Origin of the sequence: Cyclobacterium sp. (assembly GCF_014762705.1) — a bacterium.
In the GTDB taxonomy this organism is placed as follows: Bacteria; Bacteroidota; Bacteroidia; order Cytophagales; family Cyclobacteriaceae; genus Cyclobacterium.
Window position 1 is genome coordinate 13,736 of sequence record NZ_JABURL010000029.1, and the last position, 25,644, is coordinate 39,379.

Here is a 25,644-nt window from a genome sequence, read left to right on the forward strand (position 1 = left end):
ATCAAAAAACCTATTATCAGGCTTTCAGAAATTGCCTCAATACATAATGGAGAATTCCTCCATTTTTGTAGTACTCGATCTCAATGGCGGAATCCAGACGGGCAATTACCTCAAAATTAACCACAGCCCCATCCTCTTTCTTGGCACTGGCCCGTAGTACTTTCAAGGGGCTTAATCCGTCTTTTATGCCCCTTATGGATATCTGTTCTTTCCCTGTAAGGCCAAGGGAAGCAGCAGATTGTCCTTTGGCATATTGCATGGGCAACACACCCATACCTACCAGGTTGGAGCGGTGAATCCGTTCATAGCTTTCCGCAATCACTCCTTTAATCCCAAGCAGAGTAGTTCCTTTGGCTGCCCAGTCTCTGGAGGAGCCGCTGCCATATTCCTTACCTGCCAATACTACCAATGGCACCTCATCCTTCTGGTATTTGGCGGAAGCGTCATAAATCGTCATCTCTTCACCTGAAGGCATATGGGTGGTATATCCTCCTTCCTTTCCGGTCAGCTGATTCTTGATCCTTACATTGGCAAAAGTACCCCGCACCATTACCTCATCATTTCCCCTTCTGGAGCCATAAGAGTTGAACATGCCCTGCTCCACTCCTTTGGCAATCAGGTATTTTCCTGCAGGAGAAGTAGGTGAGAATGAGCCAGCAGGAGATATATGGTCCGTAGTAATGGAATCACCCAATTTAAGCAGGACGCGACTATTTTCAATATCGTTGGGTTCGTTTACCGTCTCCGAAATGCCTTTGAAAAAAGGTGCTTCCTTGATGTATGTGGATTTATCGGACCATTGATACACTTTATCTTCAGGTGCCTTTAAGGAACGCCACTGTTCATTTCCTTCAAAGATTTCTCCGTAATTTTTTTGATAATCATTGGGAGAAAGTACCCTGTTGGATACCTCAAAAATCTCTTCATTGGATGGCCAGATGTCTTTTAGGTAAACGGGTTCAAGGTTCGGATCATATCCCAGGGGTTCATTGTTTAAATCCACATCTACTCTTCCTGCCAAAGCGTAGGCCACTACCAGCATGGGGGACATCAGGTAATTCATTTTTACCTGCGGGTGTACCCTGGCTTCAAAATTTCTGTTACCTGACAAAACGGAGGCCACCACCAGGTCATTGTCCTCTACTGCTTTGGCAATGTGCCTGGGCAAAGGGCCGGAATTACCAATACAGCTGGTGCAACCGTAGCCCACTACATGGAAGCGTAATGCTTCCAGATCATCGAGAAGTCCGGCGTTTTCAAGATAATCGGTAACAACTTTTGAACCAGGAGCCAGAGAGGTTTTTACCCAGGGTTTGACATCGAGTCCTTTTTCTCTTGCTTTTCTGGCAATTAAACCTGCACCGATCATCACACTTGGATTAGAGGTATTGGTACAGGAAGTAATGGCTGCGATCACTATGGAACCATCATGAAGGGCAAACTTCTCATTATTGAGCTTGATTACCACCGACTTTAAGCCATTTTTTAGTTTTGTCTCAATTTCAACATCGCTGTCTACATTACTCTTCTGATCTTTTACAGGCTGATTTCCTCCCCCCTCTGCGTACCACCTGCCCACATCATCTCTCTTGTCAATGGGAATATATTCCCTGCCGTGTACTTCCTTGAGCAGGTATCCGAATTTTTCTTTGAATTCGCGCATGAGGATCTTATCCTGCGGCCTTTTTGGACCGGACACGGTTGGTTCTACCGAACTCAGGTCCAGCTCCACTACCGTTGAATAATCAATTTCGTCCTCATTGGCTCTCCAAAGCATATTGGCTTTGGTATAATCTTCAACCAATTTTATCTGATCTTTCGTCCGGTTTGTCTTGGACATGTAGTCCAATGTTCTATCGTCTATAGGAAAATAGGTGACCGTACATCCAAACTCAGGTGACATATTTGAAATGGTGGCCCTGTCCGGTACAGACAAATTATCCAATCCGGGACCAAAAACCTCCACGAATTTACCCACTACACCTTTTCTCCTTAATAACTCAGTGATGGTCAGCACCATATCCGTCGCTGTGGTACCGAGTGGCAGAGAACCAGTGAGTCTTAAGCCTACCACCTCAGGCATGATAAAATAAATCGGCTGACCGAGAAGGGCTGCTTCTGCTTCTATACCGCCCACTCCCCATCCAACTACACCTATACCGTTAACCATGGGTGTATGGGAGTCTGTGCCCACCAGGGTGTCCGGAAATACGTTTCCTTCTCTAGCTATCACCCCCTGTGCCAGATATTCCAGGTTTACCTGATGGCAGATGCCCATACCTGGCGGCACTACAGCAAAATTATTGAAAGATTTTTGAGCCCATTTCAAAAATTCATACCGCTCTCCATTTCGCTCGTATTCCACATCCACATTCCTTTTATAGGAATAATTGGTTCCAAAATAATCTACCTGTACGGAGTGGTCAACTACCAAATCCACGGGAATGAGCGGGTTGATCTTTTCCGGATCTTTTCCTTTCCTGACAGCCTCTGACCTCAGAGAGGCAATATCCACTACAGCAGGCACTCCTGTAAAATCCTGCATCAGCACCCTGGCTGGTTTGTAGGGAATATCTTTTTCGGAGGCCTCGGGTTTCCAATTTAACAGCGTTTCTATATTCTCTTTGGTAATGGCAAAATCATCAAAATTCCTTAGCGCATTTTCCAAGAGTATCCTGATGGAAAAAGGAAGTTTTTTGATCGGGTATCCTTGCTCCTCAAGGGCTTTCAAACTCCAGTATTGGAGATCACCTTTGGAAGTAGGAAGTTTCTTTATAATTTTATAAGGATCTTTAGCCATATTTCAAGTAGGTTTAATGAAAAAAAGATTTCAATTTGAATCAGGGTTGAAAATACCCTGTCGTTACAATATAGGTTTTTTTGCCAAATATGGAAAATAAAAAAAGCGGAAAATGCTCCGCTTTTGATGTTTTACTCCTCATTGGCTTTGTCTCTTTTTCTAAAAGCTCCGCGAAAGAACCAATGGTACCGCATGGCTTCCAGGGTTTCATTCATGCGCACCGTTCCTGTATCCAGGTTGCTCATGGTGCTTTTCAAATAAGCTGCAAATTCTTCATCATTTAATAACATACCCAAAGTATTGTCATTTTGGGTTAGACCTTCACTTGCGGCATTAAAATTGGCTGCGGCATTGTTCACTTCCTCTCCTGTTTTTTCCAATCCCCTGGCTGTATTTCTAAGGCTCGCAAAAACAGTAGTGTCATTAATCAAATCGTCAATCAAGCCGCCTTCCTGGTTCAGTTTATTAGAAAATTCCGCCAATTCCGAAGTCATTCTATTGCTATTGATTGCGGTACGTTCCAGGTTTTCCATCATAAGCTTGAAATCCCTGGCCATGGTACTATCGGTAAGGACAGAACCAATTATACCCTCTCCATTGGCTATCTTTTGAGTCAGCACTTTCAAGTCCTCTGTTATTGAAACCAGGTTATTATTATTTACTTGCAGGGTTTCCATCATTTTATCGGTATCCAGCGGCATCACGGCGGTGAGTCGGTCTCCATTTTCCACAGAAGGACCATCTCCTGTTCCCCCATAAATAACGATGATTTTGTTACCAATCAGACCATCCGAGCTGATCGTTGCCTTGGAATTTTTCTTGATATAATCCTTGGCAGAAGATTCAATGTTCATTTCTATCTCTACCTGGGAATTCCCATAAAAGTTGATTTTTTTTACGGTACCGATTTTCACCCCTGAAAACCAGACATTGTTACCGGTCTGTAGCCCCCCAATGTCATCAAACACTGCAAAGACCCGAATACTACTAACAAAGGCTTTTTGTTGGGCTCCCAAAGTAAGAATTCCGGTAACCAAAATGATGATCCCTATCAGCACAAATATGCCAACGGTAACCGATTTTTTATTGTCATTTCTCATTGCTTGATGAAATTATAGTCATAAAATGATTTAACTCTACCATCCTGTGCATGTTCGAATACTTCTTCAAATTTTCCTTTTGCCCCAAAGACACCGTCTAGCAATACTGCCATTCGGTCTCCTGTTACTTTGGCACATGTAAGGTCATGCGTAATGATAATTGAGGTGGTCTTGTATTTTTCATTCACCTGATTGATCAAATTGTTAATATCCATACAGGTTATGGGATCAAGTCCTGCAGTAGGCTCATCATACAGCATGATCTCCGGTTTCAATATTAGCGTTCTGGCAATGCCAATCCTCTTTCTCTGACCACCGGAGAGTTCGGATGGCATCTGGTTGATGGTGCCCAAAAGACCCACACTATCCAAAACGTCCTCGACCAATTTATCTTTATCTGCCTTACTTAGGTTTTTGACGTTTCGTACCAGTGGAAATTCCAGGTTTTCCCTGACTGTCATGCTATCATATAAGGCGCTGGCCTGAAATGAAAACCCAATTTTAAGGCGCAATTCATTAAGCTCCCTCTGGGACAGCCCCTTGACTTCCTTTCCCAAAACTTTCACCGAACCCTCATCTTGCGTAAGCAGTCCTACCATTATTTTGATCAACACAGATTTTCCACTTCCTGATTTGCCAAGGACTACCAGGTTTTCCCCTTTGTACAGATCAAGGTCTACACCCTTTAATACATCCAGTTCTCCAAATGACTTGACCAAATTTCTTACCTTAACTACAGTTTCTACCATTTTACAATTGTCTAAAGAAATTGGTTACCTGTAAAGAAAGTAACTCTTCGATGAAAATTAAAAACATGGCCATGACCACGGCGGAGTTGGCTGCTTTACCCACTCCTTCAGTACCTTTGGTGGAGTTGTAACCTTTGTAACAACCCACAATCCCAATGGTAAAACCGAAAAACAAGGATTTGACCATTGAAGAGGTGACATCTAAAAAGGATATGGCATCAAAAACCTGTACAAAAAACGTGCTCAAACTCACCAACTCATTGAAATGGACATTTGTGAAGGCTCCCAAAAGCGCAACAAAATCGGTGTACAAAACCAATATCGGGATCATGAATGTACTTGCCAGCACCCTTGTAACCACCAGAAATTTAAAAGGATTGGTGGCTGAGACTTCCATGGCATCAATTTGCTCGGTCACTTTCATGGACCCTATCTCAGCGCCAATACTTGAACCCACTTTCCCGGCAGCTATCAAAGCGGTAACCAATGGCCCCATGGCACGCACAACAGCAATCGAAATCAGGGCAGGGAGCCAGGAAGTAGCCCCGAATTCGGCCAGTGAAGGACGAGACTGATTGGTAAAAACCACCCCTACTATAAAACCCGTCAATGAAATCAATGGCAGTGAGTTCCAACCAATTTGATAACACTGACGAATCACTTCTTTAAATTCATAAGGGGGAAACCAAACTTCCTGAAAAAACCTTTTAACAAACTTAAATGCACTTTCAAGTCCGATAAAAAATTTGTCGATTCGCTTCCCGATTATTTTATCTTTACTACTGGGATCACCCGCCATAAAAAGGTCGTTTTAGTTTTAATTGCAATATGAATACAAAAATCAATCCATCCTTCTAATTGGCCAAAAATTGCGCAATATTTTCATCTTTTAATGGCTTGATTAAAAAACCACTAACCTGACTAAAAGATTTGCTTTTCTCCAAATCATCCGGATCAAGGGAGGATGTCAGCATTTTCACATCCATTTGAATTCCTCTTTCCTCCATCAATTTTAAAAAAAACCACCCATCCATTTCTGGCATATTGATATCAAGCAATAACACATCAGCCGGATGAACCGATATCCATTCCAACGCTTCATAAGGATTTTCAAAGAAGAACAATTTGAGTTGGTTGTTCACTTTAAGTAATATCCTCTTGTTGATCATGTGCTGCACCTTGTCATCATCTACAAATACTATCCGCTGCTCTTTTTGCTCCACCTCTTTTCCATTTAGGTTTTTTTCCATTAATAATTTATTCATTTTTTGAACCTCACTGTCCAGGTTATTGGCGGCGTCTTTAAGCATTACCATGGCCTTACCGCTAAGCCCTTCTTCTTCCACACTGATCAAGCCCAGAATATTCGAAACATGAGACCTGATTTTGTGGGAATTCATAAATGAAAAATCCTTCAACTGTTGGTTTTGTAACAGTAAGGATTTCGACAATTTTTGGATTTGACTCAGAGATTTGTTTATTTCAGAATGGTCTACCACCATCACCAACACCATATTTGCCCGATTGCGCATAAACGGTATCCCAAACAGATCTACATACCGGGGTTCATAAAACTTGTCGATCATGACAATATTCCGGAAAACACAATTTTTCCCGCTGAGAACCTCTGCAGCAATTTTCATATCGTAAAATTGGGACCTAAATATCCTGAAGGCTTCTTCATTTTTCGGAATACTGTAAATTGAAGCTGCCATTTCATTTGACATTTCAAGCTTTTGTCCCTGTTGAGAAAAAACCCAGACGCAGTTTGGTAATTTATCAAACATTTGAAAGCGGGTATCTGCTTCCAAATCCCTGATTTTGTTAACAGTACGAAAAAAGAAAAACGAATAACCAAATATAAACAGACTGGAGATAAGCCCAAAATCCCTGACAATATGCCAGGAATACTTGCTCATGGTCAGCAGGTCAAAGCTTTGCAGGAGGTAAGGTGAAATCAAAATCGCCATACTTCCTGCCAAACCAATTCCAAATACCCATACCGTATGAATGTTTGGTTTCATTTTCAAAATCAAAGGCGTAAATATAATAAATAAGTCTGTAAATTAAAGCCTTATCCTTACCTGCAACATATTCCTGAAAAAGGACAATACTGGCATTTTTGGTGGTCTTCTGTCTGGTCAAAATCCTGATCGGGATCGAACATTTCTTCCAGGCTAAGCCTGAGCCTCTCCACATAGTCATCCCTGTATTCGGCATAATCACTCACTTCTTTTCTTTTTCCCCGGCCTGTAACCTCCTGAAGGTAAGGATTAAAATCCTCCTTAAAGATTTCCCTAAGATTAAACAGCGCGGGTTTGAGGGGTAAGCGGTTTTCTGGAAAATTTGCTTCATAAAGCAAGCCATAGAAAAAGGTCTGCATGGCCGCTTTATTCCTGGCGCCATCATTTCTGTCAAACAAGCTCTCTATACTTTTAAAATCCTTTTTGTCCCCCCCGGATTTATAATCTATCAACCTAATGGAATCGTTAACTTTGTCAACCCTGTCGATAATTCCCCCCAAAGAAACCATGGAGAGCCCATCTGCCGTCTTTACCGGTAACCTGGCCTTGTATTTCCTGGCAGCTTCCAGGGAAATAATTTCAAACGGGACGGCTGCTGCATCCTTCTCCAACACTCCGGATAAATATTTTTGCAACACATCCCTGGCGATGGTCAGCTGCCCGCTTAACTTGACTTCCTCTTTGTTTTCAATAAAATACTGACTGAGAATGGCCTTTTCCACAGCTGGAAATATATAATCTTTTAGTTTAACAATGTCGGCTGCTTCCACCCATTTGCTTTTTTTGTTTTGCAAATAACCACCGTAAAGGTTTTCCAGGGATAGGTGAACCAGGTTACCAAAAATAGCAGGATCCACCTCTTCCTGCACCTCTTCCGGCACCTCCAGACCGGCAATGTAAGTCAGGTAAAACTTTAACCGGCAGTCCAGCCAGATATTGATGGCTGAAGGTGAAAATGTAATGGGCTCCTGACCTTCAGCAATCCTATCCGTATACCTGTTCAAAAAACGCAGGATTGTGGCATTCTTTGGAATGGAAATCGGGCTGGCAGCGGTTAAATTGACTGGTACATGAATTACCTTGTCTTCTTTATTTAGCCCACCATGGTCCATTTCGATCTGTAGCTGATGGATATACCTGCTTTTTTCGCCCACCTGACCATTTGTTCCGGCGGTGGTGTAGAGCAAGTGAACTTCCTCTGCCTGATGGAGTAAACGGTAAAAAGTATAAGCATAAATGGCATCATTTTGCTCTTGCACAGGCATTCCAAATGCACGCCTCAGATTAAACGGCACCATGGAATTCATGCTGTTAGAAGGAGGAAAACTTCCCTCATTCATATTGCATACGATCACTCTTTTGAAATCCAGATTTCGTGATTCCAGCACCCCCATGAGCTGAATTCCTTCCAATGGCTCTCCCTGAAAAGGCAATTTTATTTCTCCAAATACCTGTCTGAAGATCCGGATAAAAAATTCTACACTAACTTCTTCACTGATATCCTCTTTGAAGATATCTTTGAGCCTGTTCATTTGCTTGTAGCACTGAAGCAGATAGGTTTGCTCCATGCTTTGATCGTCCAGGCCTTCCCCCAGCTTTCGGATCAACTCCAAAACCACATCCAACAAATTAAGGGGGGTCAACTTTTGGAAAACCAGGGCAAAAAGATCTCCTCCAACACTCAACTTTTCAGCAGTTTGGTAAATGGTATTTGTACGTGTCAGCTCTTCCACCATTTGGGTGGCAAAAAGGGGGTTGACTTCCCGGAGATAAACCATGTGGAGCAATTCCTTTACCGGCTTGTGATAAAAAAGCACCTCCCCATTTTCAATTTTTGTGTATCGCTGCAATTCAAGCACTGCCTCCAGAAAGGTGTAAACAGGCGTATGCTTTACAGGATACCCCATGGTTACATTCACCTTATTTACCTTTTCTGGAAGTAAATTTAATATGGGAAACAGCAATTGTTCTTCTGGTAGTATTACGACGGTTTCTTCCCAATTTTCCTGCCCCTCCATGACCTGCTCCAGAAGTCCGGCTACCACATTTGCCTGGTTACTTTTCAAGGGTACGGAATAGGTGTCGATTTGGGCATTTTTTTTCTCTATTTGCTGTGGGATTTCCACCGGAAAGGTAGGTCCGAAAACAGGATCCTTTCTGTATTCCCTGAAAAAAAGCCCTGCCTCCTGAGCGGGATCCTTCATATAATATGCATCGATATCCCAGAATATTTCCGCACCATGGTGTTCGATAAAGAATTTTATCAAGCGCTCCTCAGTGGCAGTAAAAGCATTAAAACCAACAAAAATATGGTGGCCCCGGGGCAGTTCCATGTCTTGCATCCCCTGCACCACTTCCCTGTAAATGCCGCCTCCATAAGCCAGTCCACCGCTTTTCAGCCGGGCATTAAATTCCTGGTACAGGGGGTGTAGCAAATCCCAGAATTTTAGAAACTTTTTCTGGTGATGCTTGTCCCTCTCTTCAAAGGAAGCCCAAAAAGCCTTGATCAATGCCACCTGTTCAGGATTTAAAAAACTCCAGTCACTGGCCAGGATCTTTTGCTCCTTGAGGTTGGTAAATAATTTTTCAGGATTAACCAAAAACTGGTCCAGGTCGTTGAAATCTTTAAGGATCATTTCTCCCCAAAAATAAAACCGGTCAAAACTTTCTTCCACCTGAGAGAGGGAAGAAAAAACCTGGTACATTTCATAAATCAGCCGCAGCTTATCTGTAGGTCTTTTCCGGCCCATTTCATAAAACAAGTCCTCAATTGTCAGGACTCTTGGCATCCAAATAGGTTTGGTAGCCAACTGTCCCAGGTATTTATTGAAAAACAACCCCGCCCGGCGATTGGGTAGAATGACTTTTACACCTTTTAGTTCTCTCTCCCGCTGTAATAGGGTAGAAGCTGTCTGTTTTAAAAACCCATTCATTTAACTGACCTTTTTAATTATTCCCGATTCAAGGTAGCAGAGATATCCTTCCACCATCATTTCTTTTTCCATTTGCCTGACCAGATCCACATACCCTTTTACCTGATCCTGATGCACTTTCCTTTCCTTTCCTGTCTTGAAATCGACAACCTCCACTGAATGCTCTTTATATACCAACCTGTCTGGTCTTTTACTGTCTCCGCCTGGCAGCAGAATGCCTTGTTCGGTCAAAACAGTATGTTTGCCATCAAACCAGGCACTGAATTTGTCCAACTTACACAGTTCATTAAATTGGCTTTCCAGTGCTTTTTTCTCTTCAATATCAATTCCCCCTTCAAAATAAAGGCTTTCCAGCTCCAACATGAAACCGGACATGTCTCTGGATCTTTCTATCAGGGAATGCACCAACAGTCCAAAATCTCTCTTTCTGAATAATCCGGCATCCTCAAAACTGCCAAATACCTGTTTTACCTGCAAGCTCTGTGCCCAGGGGCGGTATTGCCAGGCCATAGGTTGTTTCTCTTCTTTTGGCTCAGGGTATGCCCTAACAGGATGCCAGTCACCAGCTTCAAAAACCAGGTTTTCAGGGTCAAAATGGCTGGCCAGGTCTAATTCCAGACCTGGTGTTGGGGGAAGGCTCATGGCCTGAAACAGCAAATCCGACACCGTGTTCAATTTTACAGGCCCTTTGGATTCTCTGTAAGGAGCTAAGCCCCATATGACCTCCTCTGCCCTGGTAAAGGCCACGTACAACATGTTTAAGTTATCCAGGTGATGCAAGAGACTTTCCTGTAAAAATATAGGGGCAAAGGCGGATTTCAACAAATCATTCCTGACCGTCAAAGGTACATTAAGGGGTGGAAGGTTTTCATCCCATACATAAGGTGCCCAAACAATGTTATCCTTTCCGGTATCGAAAAGCTTCCAATCCAAAAATGGCAATAAAACCACTTTAAATTGTAGCCCTTTTGACTTGTGGATGGTCAGAATCCGGATGGCATTGTGTTCCTCAGGAAGTTTTATGGTCCTTTTATGTCCTTGCTGTTCCCACCATTCCAGGAAATTGCCCAAATCAGCCCGGTTTTTATCGGAAAAATCATAAATGGCCTCTTTTAATCCGGACAGGTAAGCTTTCTCTTGCATGTTCTCATTGAAACCCAATAAATCAATCAGGGCTTCCAGCAAATCCATTAAGGGCAAACGCCTGAAATCTGTCATTTTCCTGGTATAGTTGGCCCTAAGCTGCTGAAGGCTTTCTGGCATGGCCCCTTCTTGAAAAAGTTCCGGTCCCAATTCCTCACACCTGATCCTGGCCCAATGGATCCAGATGCTTCTTTCAGACAACTTGTCATCCTGGTCATTTATTGCTCTTAAGGCTGCCAACAAACATTTGACCACCGAGGATTTATCTAAAAACAGGGCTTCGTCCGAGAGCACCTCGTAACGTTGCTCCTGTTCTTTTTGTCCATGCAGCATAAAGGCATCTGCGATTTCTGCGGCCTGCCCATTTTTTCTCACCAGTATGGCGATATCCCTTAACCTATATCCCTGGGCCAATAAGTGCTCCACCTGTCCAGGTAAGGCTGCCAAAACAAATTCTTTGTACGACTTTTCGGCTTCAGAAGCAATAAATTCCAGTTTAACCTTACCTGAAATCCCTTTTCGGGCCTGGCCCGGTGCCACCTTCTGGGAGACATCCGCATAAGCCTGCCTGAAGGTTTCCCCCAAATGAGACCCCAGGTTTGCAGACAAGCCATCCGCCAGAAGTCTGGAAAGTTGGCTGAAAAGGGTATTGTTAAAATACACCACCTGAGGCAGGCTTCGGTAGTTTGTAGCCAATTTTTGAATCTCTACCCCGAATTGCCCCACATCCTTTTCCACCTGCTCCATAAGCAACCTCATTTCCCCTCCTCGCCAACGGTAAATAGATTGCTTGACATCCCCGACGATCAGGTTGGTTTTTCCCATGGACAGAGCATTGATCAGCAAGGGCCTGAAACTGGCCCACTGAAACCCTGAGGTATCCTGAAACTCATCCAATAAAAAATGCTGAAATTGGTTGCCTACTTTTTCATAAATGAAGGGGGCTTCATTATCAGCTGTAATTGACCTTAGGAAATCGTTGGTCTCTGAAATCAACAACAAATTTTCCTCATCCTTCAGCTCCACCAACTCTTTAAGCAGGTAACCGAATAATCCAAAAACATAGAGGTTTTTGGAAATAACATCCAATGTGATCCAGGCCTTTTCCATTGGCTCAATTTGACTCATTAATTCTCCCAGGCCATCATGATATGCTGCCTGAATGGCGGCTGTGTTTTTACTGGATTTTGTGGACCACTTATCCGGATCACCCACTTTCTTTTTTTGGGCTTCTGTCAATTCCGGCACTGGTCTGACAGGGTCTCCCAGCTTTTCAAAACAGCGGGCAAAACTCCTGCTGCCGCCCTCAAAATCCTCCCAAACCAAGCCATGCTGTTGCCGGATTTGAGTGGCCTGATCTTTCATTGTTGTGGCCTGATCAATGATCAATTTCTTTTTTTGGAACAGGTGTTGCCTGAATTTGTGTAAGTTATCGGGTTCATCCAGAAAAGCTTTTACCTCGTGCTGAATCATTTTAAAATCTTCCTGAAACATCTTTGATCCCAGGTCCTGAATGGGTTTTCTGATGTCCCAGGATTTTCCTTCCGTGATTTTGGCAATGGAAAAGGCCACCATCCACCGGTGAAGTTCAGGCTCTTCATTTACCCGTAGCATGAGTCGGTCTATCAATCTGGCCATAACAGCATCCAGATCCATCTCCACATCAAATTTGGCCTGAAGGTCTATTTCCCTGGCAAAGGCGCGGATCACCCGTTGAAAAAAACTGTCTATGGTACTTACTGAAAATGCCGAATAATCATGCAATATGCCAGTAAGTACTTCGGAAGCCTTTTGGGATAATTCATGTGGTTTCAGGTCCCATTTTTCCAAAAGATCCTGATCCATTTGCTGGCTCAGGTCTACTCCACTTTTTATTCTTTTCAGCTCTTTTATTATGCGCTCCTTCATCTCCTGGGTTGCCTTGTTGGTAAAGGTAACCGCCAACACCTGCCTGAAAGCGGTCGGTTGCTCCATAGCCAATTTGAGGTAGGAAGTGGTAAGGGTATAGGTTTTTCCCGAACCCGCAGAAGATTTATATATTTGAAAAGGAGTCATTTGCATCAATGAAAAACATTTGTTTTATAACGACCAGTAAACGGAGTCTGGATCGGCTCAAAGGAATGGTGTGAAGTTAAAAATAAAAATAGGGTGGGAAGATAATAATTGGATAATTTTGCGGTATCGACCTGACATTATTGTATAATCGGCAAACCAAGAAAAAACATGTTTTTTTATGTATCGCAATTATTCAGCTTCCTTATCATGCCATTCACCATTTGTCTGGTTTTGACAGGTGCAGGGATAATTTTTATAAGCAGAACCTGGGGTAAGAAGCTGGTACTGGCCGGATTCCTGCTTTCCTTATTTTTTTCTAACAGTTACCTCGCCAATCGGATGATGTATAGCTGGGAACCTCCCCCAAAGGCTTTCCATACACTTCCGGATTATGAGATAGGCATCATCTTAACGGGGGTTACTAATATTGAAAAAACCCCAAAAGACCGAACCTATTTCAATAAAGGTGCAGACAGGGTGACCCATGCCGTTCAATTGTATAAAATGGGGAAATTGAAAAAAATCCTCATCACGGGAGGTCTGGGATTTGATCCTTCGGATGAAATTTCTGAAGCTGCTTCGCTTGGAGATTTTATGGTATGGGCAGGGGTAAAAAGATCAGACCTGATCCTGGAAACAACCGCCAGAAACACCAGAGAAAATGCACTATTTACCGAGAAATTATTAAAAGAAGAAGGGCTGTTGGAGCAACAATCCTCCTCCTTCTTATTGATTACTTCGGCCTTCCACATGAAAAGAGCAAATGCCTGCTTTGCGAAAACTGGTCTCTACCCGGATACCTTTCCGGTAGACTATTACGCAGCTGCACCAAAATTAAACTTCAAAACCATTTTTCAACCCAGCATCAATGCCATTTTGATTTGGCATATTCTGGTCAAAGAATGGGTAGGAATACTGATATACAAAGCAGCTGGCTACATCTAAGGCATTCTGGTATGCAAACTAATACTTGCCCCAAGTGGATGCCCTTAGTTTTGGCATGGCCCTGATTATATCACTTACGCTTATTTGTCCCAATAATGCTCCATCCTTCACCACTGGAAACCTCCTAATTCTTAGGGTCAAGAACTGATCGGCTGCATCAAAAATAGAGATATCCGGCGGCATGGTAATGACGTCTTTGGTCATGTGTTCTTCCACCGAACCGGGAAATTTTGGCGTATTGGTATATTGGCCTTTGACAATTTCCTTTAGACAATCTCCTTCAGAAATCATTCCCACAAGGTTACCCTCCTCATCCACTACCGGGGCTCCTGAAATATTCTTTTTAGTCATTGTCATTATAACATGTTCAATGGTGTCGTTGGGATGAAATGTCACCAGATTGGTGCTCATATGATCGCTCACCAAAAGGGGCTGACTGCTTTTTTTGATAGGGGCCTCCCTAACCCCCTGAAAACTCTTTACCATATTTTATAGGGTTTATTGAGAAGATAATGTAGTAAAAAAATCAAATAAATACAAATATCATTGGCTAAATAATGATATTATATAAAATTTAATTGGCTTCATCGATCTCCTAAAAAATAAAAAAAGTTTCAATTTATATCAAATTCAATCCAATTCATCCAGGATTGCTCTGAAGGAACGGACAAGTTGTGGGTCTACTGTTAGCACTTTTCCTTCCATTTCTTTTATCAAAGAAAGTTTCAAACCTGTGTCCGGCAGATCCATGGTTGAATTCCTGAATTGTTTACAGGAACTGTGTACTTCCTTTAAAGCACCATGTTGATTCAGCATGGGCAGATCTGCTGGTTTTAAACCTCCACCAGGAAGGATGATGATCCTGTTCTTAGCCCACATGTTTAGTTTTTTGATCATGTCAGAACCGGCTGCGACAGTAGGCGCTCCACCCGAAGTAAGAATTCTTTTAAAACCAAGTCCAATAATGGTTTCCAAAGCTGTTTCTTTATCCGGTACCAGGTCAAAAGCGCGGTGAAAAGTGCAGGGTTTTCCCTCAGCCGCCTGAATCAGGCTAGCACATGCTTCCCGATTCACTTCCCCTGAGGGAGCCAAAATTCCAAATACAAAGCCATCTGCACCATGCTCAGACAAAATTCCCATATCGGTTCGCATGATTTCCAACTCCGGATCGGTATACAAGAAGTCCCCGCCCCTACACCTTATCATCACAAAAACGGGAACATCCAACTGCCGTTTTATCTCCTTTAACAATCCGGCACTTGGGGTGGTACCCCCTTCACCGAAATCCGCACAAAGTTCCAGTCGGTCTACCCCATGCTCGACCGCATTTAAAGCAGCCTCCAAGGTATATACAGGAGCTTCAAAAACAATATTTTTACTGTCCATAGCTTATTTAAACCAACTTTTGGCATCAATCAAAGATTTTCCCTGTCGGTGGTGCTGTGCATAATTGAATCCGGGCCTTATGGCAAAAGCGCCGTATTCGCCCGATTTATTCAAGGCTAAAAATCCAATCTGCGTATTGTCTATGTCTTTACTCTTGGATACTGCCCTTCTGACCGCTTCTTCACATGCCTCCTGAGGCGTTCTACCCTGACGCATCAACTCCACGATTAAAAATGCGCCACAAATCCTGATCACTTCCTCTCCCAATCCGGTAGCGGTAGCTGCCCCCACTTCCTCATCCACAAACAGGCCTGCCCCGATGATGGGGCTGTCTCCTACCCTTCCATGCATTTTATAAGCCAGTCCGCTGGTGGTACATGAACCCGCCATGGTTCCATTTTCATCTATGCCCACCATACCAATGGTATCATGGTTTTCTATATTTATGATCGGCTGGTATTTCGAATTTTCCTTCCAGCGGCGGTAAGCTTCTCTGGCTTTTGGACTCAGCTCTTCCTGCTCCATAGGCATTCCCTCCGATTCGGCAAAAAGTCTTGCGCCTTCTCCCACAAGCATGACATGAGGTGTATTTTCCATGACTTTCCTTGCCAATGTAATGGGATGTTTGACTTGTCTTACAAAGGCAACAGCGCCACAAGAGCCATCCCCCTTCATGATAGAGGCATCCAAGGTCACAACTCCTTCCCTGTCAGGTAAGCCTTGAAGCCCCACAGACAAGTTGGTCAAATCATTTTCGGTTACCATTACTCCCTGTTCGACGGCATCCACTATGGACCCGCCACTATTCAAGACCTCCCATGCTTTGTCATTGGCAGCCATGCCATGATTCCAGGTAGATAATATTTGAGGGGTGAAATGATCTTGTTTTTTTTCATTCCTTCGAAACGAGCCTGCAGAAGAGGCGCTTACAGCAAATGGTATTCCCGCAAAGGTAGATAGCAGGGAATGCTTAATGAATTTTCTTCTTCCTCCCATATGATTTTTGTAATAAAGGTTGTAATTGGTCAAAACAAATAGCAAACATGACAAAATATTTTCAGAAAATAGCTTGGCTTTATATATTTTTATAAATAACTTAAATTTTACTACCCAATATGAAGGTCTTTTCCATTCCCATTATTGGCAGGCATAAAAAAAGCTTAACCAAACAAAAACAAAAGAATTTCTATTTAAAGTTATACAAATTTTTTAATGTAAGTTATAGCTAATTAATAAAATTTTTTATTAATTTGCATAAAATTAAACCAGATGAACCTAATTGACCCAAAAATAGTCCTTGAAAAAAAAGAAGGTGTTGTTGAAATTAAAAATTATATCAACAAACTAAAAATCGTCAAGGAATTATATACCCTTGGTAACAATACAGCCAACAACATCTGTCAGCTGGTAGGTATTAGTTTACCTACAGTAAACCTTTTATTGACAGACCTTTTGGAGGAAAACATCGTCATTAAGGAAGGCCGGGGTCAATCCCAGGGTGGGAGAAAGCCCGATCTTTATGGGTTGGCTCCTGATTCTTTCTATATTTTAGGCATAGACCTCAGCCGGTATGGTGCCAAAGCGGCAATTTACAACACCAAAAATGAAAGGGTCACTAAAATTAAGACCGTTAAGCTGACCTTGAACAACGAGGCAAAAACCCTGGACGAAATCTACGATTTTTCCATGGAAGTAATCGCATCCTCCGGAATACCGGAAGAAAAGGTGATAGCCGTTGGAATAAGCATGCCAGGCCTGGTGGATGGTGTTGCCGGCATCAACCATACCCATTTGAAATCAGGCAAAAAGCCCCTTAAAGATCAATTGGAATCAAAATTCGGGAGAAGGGTATTTATCGAAAATGATGCCAGGGCGAAGACTTTGGCCGAATTTAAATTTGGTAATAATTATGGCCATAAAAACGTCCTTGGGATATTTGTAGATTGGGGTATAGGTTTGGGCATTATCATTGATGAAAAACTTTACAGAGGATACTCTGGCTTTGCCGGCGAGTTCAGTCATTCCCCCTTATTTGATGCCAAGGAAATCAGTTGTACCTGTGGAAAAAGAGGCTGTCTTGAATCGGTTGCTTCCGGGGGAGCGGTGGTGAGATTGGCCAAAGAAGCCATACACCTGGATAAGGATTCCATCCTTGCCAGATTATCCGAAGGAAAAGAAGAAAATCTTGATCCTTCAGTTGTGGTAGAAGCAGCATCAGCAGGTGATCAGCGGGCAATAAGTATATTATCGGATGTTGGACTGGATCTGGGCAGGGGGATTGCCATTCTTATTCAGTTGTTTAATCCTGAGCTGATTATTTTGGGTGGTGCCATTGCGGAAGCAAACCAATACATCACCACTCCCATACAACAGGCATTGAACATCTACTCTATGGCAAAACTAAGAGAAAAAACCTCCATCGAACTCTCAAAATTAGGTAAGGAAGTCGGACTCCGGGGAGCTATAGCGATTGTGAATGAGCATATATTCGAAGACACCATCAACTCACATTAGAAAATAAAAAACAGATAAAAAGATATGTTAGCAAATTACCCACTTTCGAAAACTGAAGAGGCTTTTTTTAAGGATTCAGAAACAGAAACTATCACCACAAAAATTCCTTACCTCACAGTAGATAATTTTCCAAAACTTGGATTACTTACCGCTTGCAGGTTTTTGGAATGGGTTTCAACCAACCCTGACGGAGTTATCAGCCTGCCCACCGGTAAAACTCCGGAGTACTTTATCAAATGGACCAAGTTTTTGCTGGAAAACTGGGATAAGAAAAAAGGATTGGAATTAAGGGAGAAATACGGTTTGAAAGAATGCAAAAAACCTGTACTAAAAGACCTGCAATTCGTTCAGATTGATGAATTTTACCCCATTTCTTCACAGCAAAAAAACAGCTTTTACCATTATGTAAACAAGTTTTATATAGAAGGCTTTGGTCTGGACCCAAAAAAGGCCTTGTTAATTAACTCAGATGAAATTCAATTGGCAGAAGGGAAATCATACAAGGAAATATTCCCGGATTCCAAAGTAGATTTATCCTTACGGTACCGGGAGTACACCAATAATCTGGAAAGATTACAACAGGAATCCATTTACCTGATAGATCAATGGTGTGGACAATATGAAGCCAAAATCAGGGAAAAAGGTGGTATAGGATTCTTTGTTGGGGGTATAGGTCCCGATGGACACATCGCTTTCAATACCCGGGGCACCGATATCTTTTCAACCACCCGGCTAACAGAAACCAATTTTGAAACCCAGGCAGTGGCAGCCGGAGATCTGGGCGGGATTGAAATTTCATCCAATCGTCTTGTTATCACCATAGGGTTGGATACCATTGTCCACAACCCTGATGCCGTGGCCATCATTATTGCTGCAGGAGAGGCCAAAGCCCCTATTGTCAAACAATCACTGGAAAAATCCATGACCAATGTATATCCGGCAACTGTTCTCCAAAAATTAAAAAATGGCCGGTTTTACCTTACAAAGGGAGCTGCTTCCAAGCTGACTGACAGTGTGGATCAATATTATTTCACCGGGAAATGGAATTTCACCAAAACCGAACGATCGGTATTGGACCTTTGTAAAAGGCTTCAAAAATACGGCCACCGTATCACCATGGAAGACCTGAAGAATGACAAATACACCAGTCAGATTCCAAACTTGAACGAAAATACGGTCAATGAAGTCATTCAAAGCATCAGTAGCAAGATCGACAAGGGAATGGAAGAGGAAAAAAATGAGGTCCTCCTGCATACAGGTCCCCACCATGATGACATATCTCTTGGCATACTCCCTCAAATAACAAAGCAACTTCATGAGAACAGCAATGAGGCTCACTTTGCGGTGCTAACTTCGGGTTTTACTGCGGTTACCAATTCCTTCGTGATCGATACCTTAAAAAGTACCAAGAAGTTTTTGGACGAGGGACGCATACAAATGGTCAAGTTCGATGATTTTTATGAATCCGGGTTCAAATTAAAAATGGATAAAGACGTCTACCATTACCTGACCAATGTAGCATCAGAAAATGCAGAAGAGCGGTTAAGAGGGCTCTGTCACAGGGTAGTAAGAGCGATCGTTTTTACTTTTGGCATCAAGTCCACCATGCAGCTCCGGGATCAAATCAATGAAATCATTACGGTTTTGAAAAATTCCTATGATGGGGAGAAAAACCCAAAAAACATCCAAACCCTTAAAGGGATGATCAGGGAGTTTGAAGAAGAACTTGTCTGGGCGCATTTTGGCGTGCAGGTAAAGAACGTTCACCATTTGCGATTGGGTTTTTATACCGGAGATATTTTTACAGAACAGCCGGATAAGAAAAGAGATGTAGAGCCCATATTGAATATGCTTAGGGAGATCAAACCTACCAAGCTCAGTCTGACCCTGGACCCTGAAGGCAGCGGACCAGACACCCATTACAAAGTATTACAGGCAACTGCCGAGGCTGTCAGGCAATGGAGCCTGGAAGAAGACCTGAGCAACTTCAAGATTATTGGGTACAGAAATGTATGGTTTAAGTTTGATGCAGCCGAGTCCAATGTGATCGTACCGGTTTCTTTAGGTGACATGTCTGTTATGGAAGATTCTTTCGCTAATTGTTACTTGAGCCAGGTCAATGCTTCCTTTCCAAGCTATGCCCATAATGGGAAATTCAGCACCCTTGCCAGGAGAACCTGGGTAAACCAATTAAGTGATGTTCAACTTTTATTGGGCAAAAATTATTTTTACCAACACCATACGGCAAAAGTCAGGTCCAGTCATGGGTTGATCTTTTTCCGTGAAATGGGGGTAGAGGATTTTCTGGTTGAAGCCAGGGAACTGGAAAAATCTACAGAAGGTATGTTGTAATCCTTCAAAGCGAAAAGTTATATCCGCAGGTGGAAATAATTTTCCTGCGGATATTTGCTTTTAATGTCCTCTCCTTAGCTGGGCAATAATGAATGACAGGTAAAGGTAACACCGGGTAAATTTAAAATCGGGTAATTCCCGAAAACACAAATAAAAAAATGAAAGCAAGCAATACGGTTCTTGGAATGGACATTGGTGGTACTAAAATTAGTTCCGGCATCATCCGTGATGGTAAAATAGCAGAAAGAATACAAAGCCAGACCCCTGCCAGTTTGCCCCAGGAAGAAATTCTTGATGCCATTTCTTTACAGATTTCAGCTTACAAGAAATTTGATTTCCAAGCCATAGGAATAGGTATACCTGGCCTTGTAGATCCTATTAAGGGTATTGTTTACAACCTTGCCAACATTCCTTCTTTTCAAAAGGTAAATTTAAAATCCTACCTTGAAAATAAATTTAAAGTTCCTGTAGTGGTAAACAATGATGCCAATTGCTTTGCATTGGGAGAGTACAAATTTGGCCCGGCATTAAGCCACCGGCACGTTGTAGGCATTACACTGGGAACGGGCATAGGAACGGGCATCATCGCCAACGGCCACCTTTACACAGGACAACTTTGCGGTGCCGGAGAGTGGGGAGCAGTACCTTATCTGGACCAAACTTTTGAGGATTATTGCAGCAGTAAATTTTTTAAAAATCAATACAGGTATAGCGCTAAGAAATTATCAGCAAAGGCAAAAGAAGGCAATCCTGAAGCCTTGCAGATTTTTAATGAATATGGCCAACACCTTGGGCAACTGATCTATAGACTCTTGCTTACCTATGCACCTGAAGCTATCGTCATCGGAGGATCCATCAGAAAAGCCTATCCCTATTTTGAGAAAGGTATGCAAGCCATAATCAATGAATTCCCTTACAAACCAATTTCCGGAAATTTGAAAATCTATGTTTCCGAACTGGATGATTCTGCTATTCTAGGCGCCATTTCTTTAGTAGAAGAAAATGAGTTTTTAGTTAAATCCGAGAATCAATCAGCCCCAAGACCTTCTTTGGCATAGATTGCTGCCGGTTGATAAAACACGGTCTTTTTTGAATCGCTCAATTTTCAGGCACCCTTCTGTTCCCTGTTGAGGTTTATGGATTTATTGAATACATTTGCTTATATAAATGGATCAGCCATGGCAAAAAAAATGATATTAGCTTTTATGTTATTTTTATTTCTGGCCGGAAATAAAAATATTTTAGCGCAATCTGCTACTTATGAAGCTCAAATCAAACATGAAAACCAAGAGGTGGCCTGGATGATCGACCATTTATTTTCCATCACAGAAGTCATGGTTACTGATGTGGCCACACCCCCGGGGGCTGCCAGATTTTACAGTTATTCTCTTCTGGCTGCCTATTTGGTTTTTCATAAACACAATAACATTGACCAGGACCCACTCTTGAAAAACCTGGAAACACCTTTGCCTTATCCCTTGCCAAAACCAGCTTTAGACAACGTTTCTCTTAACGAATCTTTCTCAGCAATGTATGCCATGCTGGAAGTAGGAAAACAATTGATGCCCTCTGGCAAAAACCTGAAAAAATCACAGGAAAAACTTATTGAACAATTTGTAAAAAATAAATTCCTTAAGAAAAAGGCCCTGCCAGCAAATATCCGGTATGCCGAAGAGCTCGCAGCACTGGTTTTACAATATGCCAAAGGGGATGGCTACGCTTATCTGAGCACCATGAAGCGGTATAGCCCATCTGCCGGTGGGGGGAAATGGTATCCCACACCACCTGCGTACATGCCTGCTATTGATCCCGAATGGAGAACCATCAGGCCATATTTCATAAAAGATGCTTCAGCTTTCAGCCCCAAGCCACCTGCTGAGTTTTCAATGGAAGAAGGCAGTTCATTTCACCAACAGGTACATGAGGTGTATTCGGTCACCAATGCCTTATCGGAAGAACAGCGGTTGATCGCCAATTTTTGGGATTGTAACCCTTTTAATGTTTCTTATAGTGGCCATATGGCCATTGGACTTAAGAAAATCTCTCCCGGAGGACATTGGATGGGAATCACCGGTATTGCTGCACAAAAAGCCAGGCTCAACCTCAAAAATAGCATCTACATCCACACTCTCGTCGCTATGGGGCTTCATGATGCATTTATCAGTTGCTGGGATGAAAAATACAGAAGTGACCGCATCAGACCCATTACTGTGATCAATGAATACATAGACCAAAGCTGGAGGCCCATCCTCCAAACCCCACCCTTCCCGGAATATACCAGTGGTCATAGTGTTATTTCCAAGACCAGTGCCATAATCCTTACTTCATTTTTTGGTGATAACTTTAATTTTATAGATACCTCCGAAGTTTTTTTTGGTCTCCCGGAACGTTCCTTTGATTCATTCCTGCAGGCTTCGGATGAGGCCGCCATTTCCAGATTGTATGGGGGCATTCATTTCAGGGATGCCATTGAAGTAGGTATGGAGCAGGGAGAAGCAATAGCCCACTACATTCTGAACAAAGTCGATCTACCCAAAGATATACTGCTTACTGCAGATCAGTAAAATAATCACCATACTTATCCCCTCTTTGGTAATATAAAAGTGTATTTTTTATATATTCAGGAAAAATCATTTTATTCCAATGAAAAGAAGAGATTTCCTTCAGGCCACCGCCCTTCTGGGTGGAGCCTTGACCCTTCCAGCCAAGGGATACCCTAACATATTACCTGCAAAGAAGCCAAAACATGTGTTGATTATCGGAGCTGGCTTATCCGGACTTGCTGCCGCCTGCAAACTCAAAAAAGCAGGAATAAAGACTACCATCCTCGAGGCCAGAAACCGGGTGGGTGGTCGGGTATTTTCACATCAACCCCTTGATTCCCTAACCATAGAGATGGGAGCCGAATGGGTAGGTACATCCCATAATAGGGTAATCGAACTCTGCGAAGAGTTTGGCCTTGAGCTTTTCGACAATCGGTTTGAAACAGATCTGATCTACCATGGAAAGCATGAAAGAGTTGGAAATTGGAGCCTATCCCCTGAAATGGAAACTTTTTGGAGCAATAAAAAGGCATATTGGGATAAGCTTTCCCCCAAAGAAAAAGAAAAAATGGACCGAGTGGATTGGTGGAGATTCCTGTCCAGAAAAGGGTTTTCTGACAGGGACATTGACATCAGGGAGCTACTAGACAGCACTGATTTTGGCGAATCGATACGCAAGGTTTCCAGCTTTTGTGCATTGGCAGAATATGCCGAAAGCAGTGAAAAAAACGAAATGGACCTTAAAATTAAGGGCGGAAATGGCCTGCTTCCCAAAAAAATGGCAGAATCCATTGGCAGCGATTCGATCCTGTTGGGTAGAAATGTTTCGCTGGTAGAACAATCCCGTGAAGGGGTGAAGCTGACTTGCAGCAATGGAGAGGTGTATCAGGCCGATCAACTGATTTGCACAGCTCCAACCTATATGGTAATGAAGATCAACTGGCAACCTGGTTTGCCAACAGCCATGACCGATGCATTAAATGGTTTGCAATACGCCAGAATCGGGAAATTCCCGGTAGTGTTTTCTGAACGCTTTTGGGGAAGGGAAAATTTTGACTGTCTAACCGATGGCGTTGGACATTATTTTTACCATGGCACCAAGGACCAACCGGGTCAAAAAGGCGTACTCGTAGCCTATGCCATTGGCGATAAAGCCGAAGTATTACATGCACAGCCTAAAGAAGTCAGACTAAAACTCATACTAGATTCCCTTCGGCCTGGTTTTGGAGACCTGAGCCATTTGGTGGCGGGAGAAAGCAGCTATTACTGGGGAAAGGACCAATATTCCTATGGGGCTTATGCCCAATATGGCATAGGTCAATGGTTTGATCTGATGCCTGTGCTCAAGAGACCCTTCAAATCTGTATACTTTGCCGGAGAACATTTGGCAGACTGGCAGGGATTTATGGAAGGAGCCATCAATTCAGGGGAGGAAGTAGTGGAACAAATGCTTTCCTGAGCTAATTTTCCTGAAATTTCAGGGGTTCAAAATCAATTTCAAAACCTTTTCCCTTTGGGGAGGCGGCCATCGGCCCAAGCTGTAATGAAGCACAGGGAGGAAAAAAAGCCAGACGAAGCAGCTGAAATCGAACACCATCGGTACTAAAGGAAATTTCCACATGGTCTTTTCCCCGCTTAGCCTGAATCCAAAAGTTAGCGGGGTTTTCCTGTAAATCCAAAACAGACCAATCGGAAAAATCTCTGGTCACCACAACACTTGCCTTGGCAATTCCATCTACATACTCAATTCCTGCCTTGATCCAGTTGGCATCATCAAGACGGAGCATAAGGCCTGCCTGATCATAAAGATCCCGGTATTGCCCTGAAAATTCAAGCTGACAGGTAAATTGTCCCTCCAATTCTCTGTAGAAAAAATGACCGTCATTTTTGACAAAGTCATAATGTGTAATGCGCCAAAAATCGCTCTTCCTATCGGTTGTCCACCGAAGCCTGGATTTATTTATCGACCATTCCCGGGGTTCATTCAGCCATTGAAATCCCTCCCAACTATTTTCGGACATGCTTTTAAATTTAACTATATGAACCTGGTAAAATGCCTGAACTTTTGAATAAACAAATGCACTTTTGAGCCATCTCTATCTCAACGAAAACCGCACATAGCCACTGCCATACTCGCTTTATCTCCTCGAACAAACTCAAATTATTTCACAAATTCAGCCGTTGAACTGGTGTTATGATGAGTGGTTCATTAAGGGGGCTTATTGGTTTTTTACTGCCTTGTTAAAGTTACCTCAATTTCCTGGTAGTACAAAACGGTCAACCCTTCAAATCCGGAATCCGTACCTACAATCAGCCATAGGTTTCCCTCTTCATCGGACAGAACTTCCTGTGGCCGATCCATATTATCGCGGAATATAATCTCGTATACAAAATCATCCCCCGCTATACCAATGGTTCCCAGACCATACATGTCCTGACCATCCTGGGCCTGATTCCCTTTATCGATATTCATTCTATGGTATGTAGTCTGTGCCTCCTCAACTGGCTCCGGAAGCGGTTCATGATTTACCGCACCGGCCTTTAAAAAAACAGAGCCGCCAGGGCTTCCACCTATACCAACAGAATTCTCAGGATAGCTGGAGGCAAGTTTAATGTTAAAAACCACCTCATACCTTCCACCGGGCTCCAATCCCGAAATTTCCTTTTTGAGGAACATGAATAAATCATCACTCCGGTTTTGCCCCTGAATTTTTATGGCCTGACCAGTTTCACCGGTTTCCTCTGGCAAATCAGCCAATTCCACCCCGAGTTCATAACTATCCAATCCATCAACCGGCAAATCAGCAAACCCTCCTGCCCAACCCTTCATGCCGGAATCGAAACTGTCTAAAATCACCCTTATATCATCCCCGGGCTGAGTGTCATCTTCTACACAGGCAATAGTTACCGATATTAAGAGCAGGATTAATCCCATCCGTTCAATTAAGGGCTTCATAAAATACAACTGCTTTTTTCTGCGTATTAATTTCTCTGTAGGTTTCATCTGTTTATAATTTGATTTTTAATGGTCAGATGCCGGCATAACGGCAGACAGGGAATCTTTGACGATTAAAATAATCATTGCCCTGTGTGTTTAATG

At 42.8% G+C, this 25,644-nt stretch carries 18 protein-coding genes; 6 read left to right on the forward strand and 12 right to left on the reverse strand.

Features of this window, described 5'->3' with window-relative positions; genetic code table 11:
- Window positions 1-16: 16 nt before the first annotated feature.
- The 7 genes from acnA to HUJ21_RS05290 form a co-directional block, all read right to left on the reverse strand.
- Complete coding sequence (gene acnA / locus HUJ21_RS05260) at window positions 17-2,800, reverse strand: aconitate hydratase AcnA (RefSeq protein ID WP_291367906.1); 2,784 nt, start codon at window positions 2,798-2,800, stop codon at window positions 17-19.
- Window positions 2,801-2,931: 131 nt separating this feature from the next.
- Window positions 2,932-3,900: an MlaD family protein gene (locus HUJ21_RS05265; RefSeq protein ID WP_166143381.1), complete on the reverse strand. Its 969-nt coding sequence runs from the start codon at window positions 3,898-3,900 to the stop codon at window positions 2,932-2,934.
- Window positions 3,897-4,649, reverse strand: coding sequence for an ATP-binding cassette domain-containing protein (locus HUJ21_RS05270; RefSeq protein WP_166143379.1), 753 nt, complete (start codon window positions 4,647-4,649; stop codon window positions 3,897-3,899). The genes HUJ21_RS05265 and HUJ21_RS05270 overlap by 4 nt, the downstream gene beginning before the upstream one ends.
- A 1-nt stretch (window position 4,650) precedes the next feature.
- A complete protein-coding gene (locus HUJ21_RS05275; protein WP_291367907.1) occupies window positions 4,651-5,448 on the reverse strand; it encodes an ABC transporter permease in 798 nt (265 codons plus the stop codon).
- Between the two features lie 55 nt (window positions 5,449-5,503).
- Window positions 5,504-6,673 carry a response regulator gene (locus HUJ21_RS05280; RefSeq protein WP_291367908.1) on the reverse strand — a complete coding sequence of 390 codons (1,170 nt, stop codon included), beginning with the start codon at window positions 6,671-6,673 and terminating at the stop codon, window positions 5,504-5,506.
- Between the two features lie 56 nt (window positions 6,674-6,729).
- Window positions 6,730-9,606: a PD-(D/E)XK nuclease family protein gene (locus HUJ21_RS05285; protein WP_291367909.1), complete on the reverse strand. Its 2,877-nt coding sequence runs from the start codon at window positions 9,604-9,606 to the stop codon at window positions 6,730-6,732.
- Complete coding sequence (locus HUJ21_RS05290) at window positions 9,607-12,810, reverse strand: UvrD-helicase domain-containing protein (protein WP_291367921.1); 3,204 nt, start codon at window positions 12,808-12,810, stop codon at window positions 9,607-9,609.
- 162 nt (window positions 12,811-12,972) lie between these two features.
- Here HUJ21_RS05290 and HUJ21_RS05295 point away from each other — a divergent pair, with 162 nt between their 5' ends.
- Window positions 12,973-13,749, forward strand: a complete 777-nt coding sequence (locus HUJ21_RS05295) for a YdcF family protein (protein WP_291367910.1) — start codon at window positions 12,973-12,975, stop codon at window positions 13,747-13,749.
- A gap of 18 nt (window positions 13,750-13,767) precedes the next feature.
- On the opposite strand, the gene HUJ21_RS05300 is transcribed toward HUJ21_RS05295, so the two are convergent.
- From HUJ21_RS05300 to HUJ21_RS05310, 3 genes are all read right to left on the reverse strand, one after another.
- On the reverse strand, window positions 13,768-14,235 hold the full coding sequence (locus HUJ21_RS05300; protein ID WP_291367911.1) for a CBS domain-containing protein: 468 nt from the start codon (window positions 14,233-14,235) through the stop codon (window positions 13,768-13,770).
- Window positions 14,236-14,379: 144 nt separating this feature from the next.
- The gene (locus HUJ21_RS05305) at window positions 14,380-15,135 is read right to left on the reverse strand and encodes a copper homeostasis protein CutC (protein ID WP_291367912.1); all 756 of its coding nucleotides are present in this window, start codon (window positions 15,133-15,135) and stop codon (window positions 14,380-14,382) included.
- Between the two features lie 3 nt (window positions 15,136-15,138).
- Window positions 15,139-16,131 (reverse strand): N(4)-(beta-N-acetylglucosaminyl)-L-asparaginase, encoded by a 993-nt coding sequence (locus HUJ21_RS05310; RefSeq protein ID WP_291367913.1) that lies wholly within the window; start codon window positions 16,129-16,131, stop codon window positions 15,139-15,141.
- A gap of 273 nt (window positions 16,132-16,404) precedes the next feature.
- Between HUJ21_RS05310 and HUJ21_RS05315 the strand changes: the two genes are divergently transcribed.
- From HUJ21_RS05315 to HUJ21_RS05335, 5 genes are all read left to right on the forward strand, one after another.
- Window positions 16,405-17,649 (forward strand): ROK family protein, encoded by a 1,245-nt coding sequence (locus HUJ21_RS05315; RefSeq protein ID WP_291367914.1) that lies wholly within the window; start codon window positions 16,405-16,407, stop codon window positions 17,647-17,649.
- Window positions 17,650-17,673: 24 nt separating this feature from the next.
- Window positions 17,674-20,001 carry a glucosamine-6-phosphate isomerase gene (locus HUJ21_RS05320; protein WP_291367915.1) on the forward strand — a complete coding sequence of 776 codons (2,328 nt, stop codon included), beginning with the start codon at window positions 17,674-17,676 and terminating at the stop codon, window positions 19,999-20,001.
- Between the two features lie 158 nt (window positions 20,002-20,159).
- Entirely contained in the window at window positions 20,160-21,059 is a 900-nt protein-coding gene (locus HUJ21_RS05325; protein WP_291367916.1) for an ROK family protein, read from the forward strand.
- Between the two features lie 120 nt (window positions 21,060-21,179).
- Complete coding sequence (locus HUJ21_RS05330; RefSeq protein WP_291367917.1) at window positions 21,180-22,565, forward strand: vanadium-dependent haloperoxidase; 1,386 nt, start codon at window positions 21,180-21,182, stop codon at window positions 22,563-22,565.
- A gap of 79 nt (window positions 22,566-22,644) precedes the next feature.
- Window positions 22,645-24,003: an FAD-dependent oxidoreductase gene (locus HUJ21_RS05335; protein ID WP_291367918.1), complete on the forward strand. Its 1,359-nt coding sequence runs from the start codon at window positions 22,645-22,647 to the stop codon at window positions 24,001-24,003.
- Between the two features lies 1 nt (window position 24,004).
- On the opposite strand, the gene HUJ21_RS05340 is transcribed toward HUJ21_RS05335, so the two are convergent.
- Both HUJ21_RS05340 and HUJ21_RS05345 read right to left on the reverse strand, forming a co-directional pair.
- On the reverse strand, window positions 24,005-24,565 hold the full coding sequence (locus HUJ21_RS05340; RefSeq protein ID WP_291367919.1) for a DUF1349 domain-containing protein: 561 nt from the start codon (window positions 24,563-24,565) through the stop codon (window positions 24,005-24,007).
- A 209-nt stretch (window positions 24,566-24,774) separates the two neighbouring features.
- Complete coding sequence (locus tag HUJ21_RS05345) at window positions 24,775-25,500, reverse strand: hypothetical protein (protein ID WP_291367920.1); 726 nt, start codon at window positions 25,498-25,500, stop codon at window positions 24,775-24,777.
- Window positions 25,501-25,644 lie beyond the last annotated feature (144 nt).